Origin of the sequence: Pseudomonas sp. (assembly GCF_050739995.1) — a bacterium.
In the GTDB taxonomy this organism is placed as follows: Bacteria; Pseudomonadota; Gammaproteobacteria; order Pseudomonadales; family Pseudomonadaceae; genus Aquipseudomonas.
Genome location: NZ_JBOICG010000450.1, coordinates 1 through 6,264, shown reverse-complemented (window position 1 = coordinate 6,264; position 6,264 = coordinate 1). Strand labels below are relative to the sequence as shown.

Annotated in this window: 9 protein-coding genes and 1 tRNA gene; 6 read left to right on the top strand and 4 right to left on the bottom strand. The window is 54.6% G+C overall.

The features are described 5' to 3' along the window. The first annotated feature begins 114 nt into the window (after positions 1-114). Together ACRESD_RS15085 and ACRESD_RS15080 are read left to right on the top strand one after the other, a co-directional pair. Positions 115-199 (top strand) — tRNA-Leu (locus ACRESD_RS15085). A gap of 83 nt (positions 200-282) precedes the next feature. Further along, complete coding sequence (locus ACRESD_RS15080; protein WP_431751649.1) at positions 283-612, top strand: hypothetical protein; 330 nt, start codon at positions 283-285, stop codon at positions 610-612. An 8-nt stretch (positions 613-620) separates the two neighbouring features. Here ACRESD_RS15080 and ACRESD_RS15075 read toward each other — a convergent pair whose 3' ends face one another. Beyond that, positions 621-1,256 (bottom strand): LysE family translocator, encoded by a 636-nt coding sequence (locus ACRESD_RS15075; protein ID WP_431751648.1) that lies wholly within the window; start codon positions 1,254-1,256, stop codon positions 621-623. Positions 1,257-1,423: 167 nt separating this feature from the next. On the opposite strand from ACRESD_RS15075, the gene ACRESD_RS15070 reads away from it, so the two are divergent. After that, a complete protein-coding gene (locus ACRESD_RS15070) occupies positions 1,424-1,795 on the top strand; it encodes a PH domain-containing protein (protein WP_431751647.1) in 372 nt (123 codons plus the stop codon). Between the two features lie 252 nt (positions 1,796-2,047). On the opposite strand, the gene ACRESD_RS15065 is transcribed toward ACRESD_RS15070, so the two are convergent. After that, positions 2,048-2,623: a PIN domain-containing protein gene (locus ACRESD_RS15065; protein WP_431751646.1), complete on the bottom strand. Its 576-nt coding sequence runs from the start codon at positions 2,621-2,623 to the stop codon at positions 2,048-2,050. Further along, complete coding sequence (locus tag ACRESD_RS15060; RefSeq protein ID WP_431751645.1) at positions 2,620-3,090, bottom strand: helix-turn-helix domain-containing protein; 471 nt, start codon at positions 3,088-3,090, stop codon at positions 2,620-2,622. The genes ACRESD_RS15065 and ACRESD_RS15060 overlap by 4 nt, the downstream gene beginning before the upstream one ends. A gap of 194 nt (positions 3,091-3,284) precedes the next feature. Here ACRESD_RS15060 and ACRESD_RS15055 point away from each other — a divergent pair, with 194 nt between their 5' ends. Genes ACRESD_RS15055 through ACRESD_RS15045 form a run of 3 tightly spaced genes read left to right on the top strand, consistent with a single transcriptional unit; the run spans position 3,285 to position 5,417 of the window. Continuing rightward, on the top strand, positions 3,285-4,454 hold the full coding sequence (locus ACRESD_RS15055; protein WP_431751644.1) for an S-type pyocin domain-containing protein: 1,170 nt from the start codon (positions 3,285-3,287) through the stop codon (positions 4,452-4,454). Between the two features lie 10 nt (positions 4,455-4,464). Continuing rightward, positions 4,465-4,725 carry a colicin E3-like toxin immunity protein gene (locus tag ACRESD_RS15050; protein WP_431751643.1) on the top strand — a complete coding sequence of 87 codons (261 nt, stop codon included), beginning with the start codon at positions 4,465-4,467 and terminating at the stop codon, positions 4,723-4,725. Between the two features lie 56 nt (positions 4,726-4,781). Continuing rightward, entirely contained in the window at positions 4,782-5,417 is a 636-nt protein-coding gene (locus ACRESD_RS15045; protein WP_431751642.1) for a DUF3916 domain-containing protein, read from the top strand. A gap of 33 nt (positions 5,418-5,450) precedes the next feature. Here ACRESD_RS15045 and ACRESD_RS15040 read toward each other — a convergent pair whose 3' ends face one another. After that, positions 5,451-6,017 (bottom strand): hypothetical protein, encoded by a 567-nt coding sequence (locus tag ACRESD_RS15040; protein ID WP_431751641.1) that lies wholly within the window; start codon positions 6,015-6,017, stop codon positions 5,451-5,453. Positions 6,018-6,264: the final 247 nt, after the last annotated feature.

Below are 6,264 nucleotides of genomic sequence, written 5' to 3'. Positions count from 1 at the left end.
GCGCATGATGGTGTTCGGTTTGACAGGGCCGCAAAGTTTAGCCGAAAAGACAAAAATTAACCATGAAAGCTGATTGACCAACGGTAATGACCTCTCTATACTTCGCCGCCACAAGCCCTGATGGCGGAATTGGTAGACGCGGCGGATTCAAAATCCGTTTTCGAAAGGAGTGGGAGTTCGAGTCTCCCTCGGGGCACCATCTTAAAGAAAGACCTTGAAATTCAAGGTCTTTTTTTTCGCCTGTCGAAAAGTGACCGGCACGCCAGTGGAGGTAGCGGGACCATGGAATTGTTGCTCGAAGCGGTTGCGTTGTTCGCCCTCAAACTGGTGCACGAAACTGAGGGTGGTAGCCCGGTTTTGCGGGATGACCCGGTGATGGTTGGATATGATCGCGAGGTGTTTGGGTTGTTGGTGCGGCAGGGGGATTTGGTTGGGATTCAGTTGAAGCTCGATGAATGCCTGACACTGGCGCTCGCCTCCCTGGGCGGCGCCAATACCGTGATGGGGCGCGAGCTGCAACGGTTGGCGGTGGACGTGCGCCAAGCGTCGACACTGGATGAACTCAATACCCCGCTCAGCGCACTCAAGGACTATCTGAAAGCTATTCTGTGAAGCGCAAGCTAGCGCCGCCCTTCCACCGCCATCCGCACCGCCAACCCCATCAACACCGAGCCCATCACCCAACGCTGCACCACCTGCCATCCCGGCCGGGTGACGAAAAATACCGCGATGGACCCGGCCATGGTGGCGATCACTGCGTTGACGCTCACGCTGATCATGATTTGTGTAAATCCCAGTACCAGGGATTGCGTCAGCACACTGCCATGACCATTCGGGTCGATGAACTGGGGCAGCAGCGACAAATACATCACCGCCACCTTGGGGTTCAGCAGGTTGGTCACCAAGCCCATGGTGAACAGCTTGCGCGGGCTGTCCTGGGGCAAGTCCCGCACCTGGAACGGTGAACGCCCACCCGGTTTGACCGCCTGCCAGGCCATGTAGATCAAATACAACGCACCACCAAAGCGCAGCGCGTCGTAGGCAAACGGCACGGCCATGACCAACGCCGTGATGCCCAATGCCGCGCACAGCATGTAAACCAGAAAACCCAACGCCACGCCGCCCAGGGAAATCAACCCGGCCGTGCGGCCCTGGCAGATCGAGCGGGAGATGAGGTAAATCATGTTCGGACCGGGCGTCAGCACCATGCCGAGTGAGATCAGCGCATAGGCCAGCCAGTTGGACATTTCGGGCATTGTTTGGCTCCTGGATTGTTCTTCTGTCGGCATGAAACCCTTGGCCAACGTTGCGGTGTTGGGCGCCATGGTATGGCGCCCAAGAGCAGGCCGTTAGATACAGATCCGCGAGCAAAACGTCATACAGGCGCAGGCGTTTACTGCGCCCTTCACACAAGGACAGGCACATGATCGACTTCAACAACAAAGGCTTCTTCAAACTCAAACAAAACAACGAATACGCCGAACGTGTCTCGGCATTGCTGCTGGATGGCGAAGATGTGGTCGACGCCTACAAAGCCATGCGCGACGGTGTGGTGTTCACCACCAAGCGCATCATCGCGGTGAACGTGCAGGGAATTACCGGCAGCAAGAAGGACTTCACCTCGCTGCCGTACAGAAATATCGTGGCGTACTCGGTGGAAACGTCCGGGACGTTTGATCTGGATTCGGAGCTGGAGATTTACTTTTCGTCGCTGGGGAAAGTGAAGTTTGAGTTCACTGGAAAGACCTCGATTGTGGAAATCTCACGGTTGATTTCCAAGCACCTGCTGGGCTGATCGGCAGACAAAAAAGACCTTGGCGTCCCAAGGTCTTCTTACTGCATACACGGTTTAACTGACACACCTCAATCCAAATGTGAGAGCGGGCTTGCCCGCGAAAGCGCCTGGGAAAACTCGAAATAAATTCGCACAACTCAGCCATGGCAAATAAGATAAAAAGCATGTCAACAATTAAAGTTAAAAACTTGTAGTAGATTCAATTATTTGAATAGTAATCCTCAGTCAGAACAGCACCTAGCAGTATAAAATTTACAGCATGACTTCATAAGGCCCAAGCACCTTACAAGTCTGCACCAACCCCTGCCGCATCAACATCTCAAGATAACTCCCCGCCTCCATCGGAGGCCACTTCAACGCCCGCCTCTGCTTCTGCGCCGCCCCTAATACCGCCGCCTGATCCAAATCCCAAAGATCCGAAATAAAGTCATCCGGATGCATAGGTTCAATGTCATAAGCCGCCAAGATATTCGGTGGGAAGTCTTTCAAATTGAAGGTCACGATAACCTCAGCTTTGCTCCGAATCGCCGCCGCCAGCACGTGACGATCATCAGGATCGGGCAGATCCAAGCTCGAACACAGGTCCTCGTACCCAGTCACCAAGGCGTCGGGTATGGCCTTGTCCATCAACGCTGACGTGCAATTCACTTGTTCCTCCGTCAGATCGGGACGGTTCTTAAGTACGTTGCGTTTCCACTCTTCATGAATCTGGCTGGTCCAGCGCGCTCGGTACAGCCCCGACAAACCAAGCCACATCAGCAAATCCCGGAGTGCTGCCGGGTAGAGAACACAGGCGTCATATACAGCAGTAAATGGCGAACACCTCATCCGTCATACCCCATTCCCAACTCCTGGGCTTGTTGCGCCAGCGCTTCCATTGCCTCTTGGCTTTCTTCGTCACGCCGCTGCTTGAACGCCATCAAATCCGAAAACCGAATTCGACGATGCCGCCCCGTTTTTGTAAAAGGAATGGCTCCCTCCTCCAACATCTTGACCAAGTGCGGGCGTGACACGTTAAGCAGGTCGGCGGCCTCCTGCGAGGTCAATTCGGCATGCACGGGTACCACCTTGACGGCATTGCCGATAGCCAATTCTCCCAGGATATCGACCAACAAGCGTAGCGCTGAGGTTGGGAGTACGAGGGTGTGGGGTTTGTCTTCTTTGTCGAAAATGTCGATGCGCTGGGTTTCAAATTTGGTCGACAGCAGAGACGCCAGCTCACGCTGGCCTTGTACGGCAGCTTCGACTTCCTTTTCCAGCGGAAGGATCGTTTTGGGAAGGTGATGGGTGATCATGATGTAACTCCGGCATTACGCAATTCAATTGAAGCCAAAACTAAACGAAACAAACGAAAATCGCAATAATCGAAACAAAGCTACGCATTGGGTATCAGCCAACATTTCCCACGCCCACCATCGAACTCAGCCGACATCAGCTTCTAACCCCACCCTCATAGGCTCACTCCCCCACACAAGGAAGTGATCCGGTCATGTCAGAGCGCTTTTACCCCTCCACTGAGGAGGAACAACTCAAACAGCGAATCCTGACCCCACAGCCGTCGCGGGCACCCTTTTCGCCGTCGATTGCCTTATTCGAACCCGCGCCTGCCCAACATCCGACGCCCGCCAAGCTGCCTGGTTGTACCTTCACCAAACCCTGCCGGCTGCCCGACGGCATCATTCGCTATAACGACCCCACCGGCCACGTACCGCTGGAGCTGATCAAGGAGTACGGCCATTTAACCCTGTTGGGTGGGCGCGAAATGGACAGCCAGGGCGTGGTTGCCCTGCACAAGATCAGTGGCAGCGCCCTGCCCGTTGGGTTAGGTCAATTGGCATTGCGTTCGGCGGTGTTGGACTCGGCAGCCATGGCTGTCGGAACCGTAGCGGGTGGTCTGCTGGCGGGCTTGGTCGCACTGGTTTGGCCATCGGAGCTGGGCGATAGCGCGCTCTACAGCGATGAGCAATTGCGCTCACTGCAACGGGCACGGTCGCAGATGCGGTTGCATGTCGAACAACGTGAGGATGGCACGCTCAAGGGGTATGGGTTCTACACGGGCAACAACGCCGACTGGCAGATGATTGATGTGGTGCAGTTCCAACGCCGTGGCGAGCAGTTTGTGGTGGATTTGGGTGAAGGAGCAGAGCTGATCTGGACGCCGGCGATTGATCCTGGCGACACGCTTGGCATTCCAGCACTGGAGGCTGCGCCGCAAGCGCCAGTGATGTGGATTTACCCGCCGACGGAGAAGGCTGCGCAGATTTTGGTGAACCCGGTTTATCCACCGGAGTATCGGGATTTTATTCTGGTGTTCCCGGTGGAGTCGGGGGTTCGGCCGCTGTATGTGGTGGTTAATGAGCGAAGAAAAACACTTCCTGCACTCGGTCACGGCTATCACACGCCCCCGACCACCGAAAAAATCACCGGTTTTTCTGGTTTGAGGAGCATAAAAGGCATGACTCCAAAGCAGGGAGGCACAGGTTTTCGGAAACGCTGGGCAGATGCTAAAAACAGAAAATACTATGAATGGGACTCGGCGGAAGGCGAGCTAGAAGTGTACTTAGTAAGCGACGGCAGCCACTTGGGCGCGTTCAACCATATAACTGGCGAAAGAACAAAGCCGCCAAACCCAAAGAGAAATATCAAGAAGTACATGTGAGGAAATAGCGATGAGTTTTAGGGTGACACTCGAATGGTTTGAAAAAAACAGCGGATTCGGAGTGGGCGAAGAGTCGTCAGATATTTTTGAAAACGCTCATTCAGTACTCAACTCACTGGGGCTAGGGGGTGACTATCAAATTTTTGACGGCGCTTATGACCTCAAAGACCAATGGAAAAAGATACTGCAGCCTCATTTCAAACATCAGATAAGTCAAGAAAACCATGACTATCAAATATCGTTTCAATATCAGGGGTCCCGGCCCTATTGAATGCATCGGTACAGCGAACATCGAGTTCATCAACGCCTAACTAAGAGTTTTCACTAATGCGCAGACTGTCACTAACAAACAAAAAACTCCGAAACATCCCCAGACACCTCCGAGCACTCACCCGATGGGCCGACAGCTTCGAAAACAGTTTCTACGAAGAATTACCGCTACGACGAGGGTTCATAAACGAGAAAATTCCCGTCATCGAATCCCTCGTCGAGGGTAAGCAGACCACACCAGAAATTCAGGTTCACTGCGCTCAACAACTGATCAGGGCCGCTGGTTACCTGGTAGAGGCCAGGCCGGATGACATGCCTCAATGCTGGATTGTCGCCTGCATCATCATTCCCGACATGTTCTCAAGTGAGGTCTGTGTCTACACCGACAAAACCCGATACCTCGGGGCAACTCAGCCCTTCGACTATGAGCAATTTCGCCAAACCCGTATCGTCGGTAGAAGTCTCGCCCACGAGTGGAGGCTGACCGTTCCGCCAGGACTTCAAGAAGTCGGTTTTCACTTCACCCATGAAGACGATGAGGGACAAATCTTTGAGTCAGAGCATTGGTATTTCGGCGAAGTCGGCACAACCGACGACGATCCGACCTATAAGCGTTGGAAATACCAAACCTTTAAAACCTTCCAAGCACAAAACCCGGACTCGTTCGCCGCAACACTCAAGCTTGAGGCCTGACAGGTGTCGTCAGGCCTCACTCAACTCCAACCCTCAACTCTCCTGCGCCGTACTCCCCCCTCCCGCCACCAACACCCGCTGCCCCGCTTCCGTCACGTCATACACCTGCTGCTCACACCTCCCAGTCTTAAACTGAAATTCCACAAGGTAAGTCTTGGCCTTTTCCGGGCTGAACGTGCTCGTCAGCGGCCCGCAGCTGTAGTAAATCCCGTTGCCCTGGCTGCGTCCTGCGCTGGCCACTGTGAGTTTCTTGCCAGGGTCTGCCTGGATTTCCAACTGCGGGAAACGCTTGAACGCCGCACTGGCGACGGTCTGGTTCATTTTGGCGATCCAGTTGAAGACTTTGCCTTCGCCGGTGTCCATCACGGTGCCGAGGGTTTCCATGCGGGAGTCGGCGTCGCCTTCACGGCTAATCGAGAATTCGACGGGGTTGGTGCCGCCGCTGGCTTTCATGATGACTTTGGCGTGGTCGGCGTCGACGGCTACGGTTTTCTGGCGGAACTGGATGCCGTCCTTGAGTAAGGTCGGGGATGAATCACGTTGGTTGGATTGGCAGGCGCCCAGGGCCAGGGCGATGGAGAGCAGCGCGATTCGCTTCACGAGGAATGTCCTTATCGAGGTGAGAGTGAGTGATGACTGGACCCGAGTTTGAACAGTTTGTTCCGCATTGGAACGAATACGGCTGGGGTTCAAGAAAACAGCGATGCAGGCATTGGGGTCTGGCAGGCATACCGAGGTGACCCCATCGCAGCCTCGCCAGGGCTCGACAGCTCCCACATTTGCTTGGCGTCGCGGCCGACACCATCCATTCCCTGTGGGAGCTGTCGAGCTTTAGCGAGGCTGCGAA

Excerpts from the sequence above, each read along its gene's own strand:
- ACRESD_RS15080 (WP_431751649.1), top strand. The coding sequence starts at position 283 with ATGGAATTGTTGCTCGAAGCGGTTGCGTTGTTCGCCCTCAAACTGGTG.
- ACRESD_RS15075 (WP_431751648.1), bottom strand. The coding sequence starts at position 1,256 with ATGCCCGAAATGTCCAACTGGCTGGCCTATGCGCTGATCTCACTCGGC.
- ACRESD_RS15070 (WP_431751647.1), top strand. The coding sequence starts at position 1,424 with ATGATCGACTTCAACAACAAAGGCTTCTTCAAACTCAAACAAAACAAC.
- ACRESD_RS15065 (WP_431751646.1), bottom strand. The coding sequence starts at position 2,623 with ATGAGGTGTTCGCCATTTACTGCTGTATATGACGCCTGTGTTCTCTAC.
- ACRESD_RS15060 (WP_431751645.1), bottom strand. The coding sequence starts at position 3,090 with ATGATCACCCATCACCTTCCCAAAACGATCCTTCCGCTGGAAAAGGAA.
- ACRESD_RS15055 (WP_431751644.1), top strand. The coding sequence starts at position 3,285 with ATGTCAGAGCGCTTTTACCCCTCCACTGAGGAGGAACAACTCAAACAG.
- ACRESD_RS15050 (WP_431751643.1), top strand. The coding sequence starts at position 4,465 with ATGAGTTTTAGGGTGACACTCGAATGGTTTGAAAAAAACAGCGGATTC.
- ACRESD_RS15045 (WP_431751642.1), top strand. The coding sequence starts at position 4,782 with ATGCGCAGACTGTCACTAACAAACAAAAAACTCCGAAACATCCCCAGA.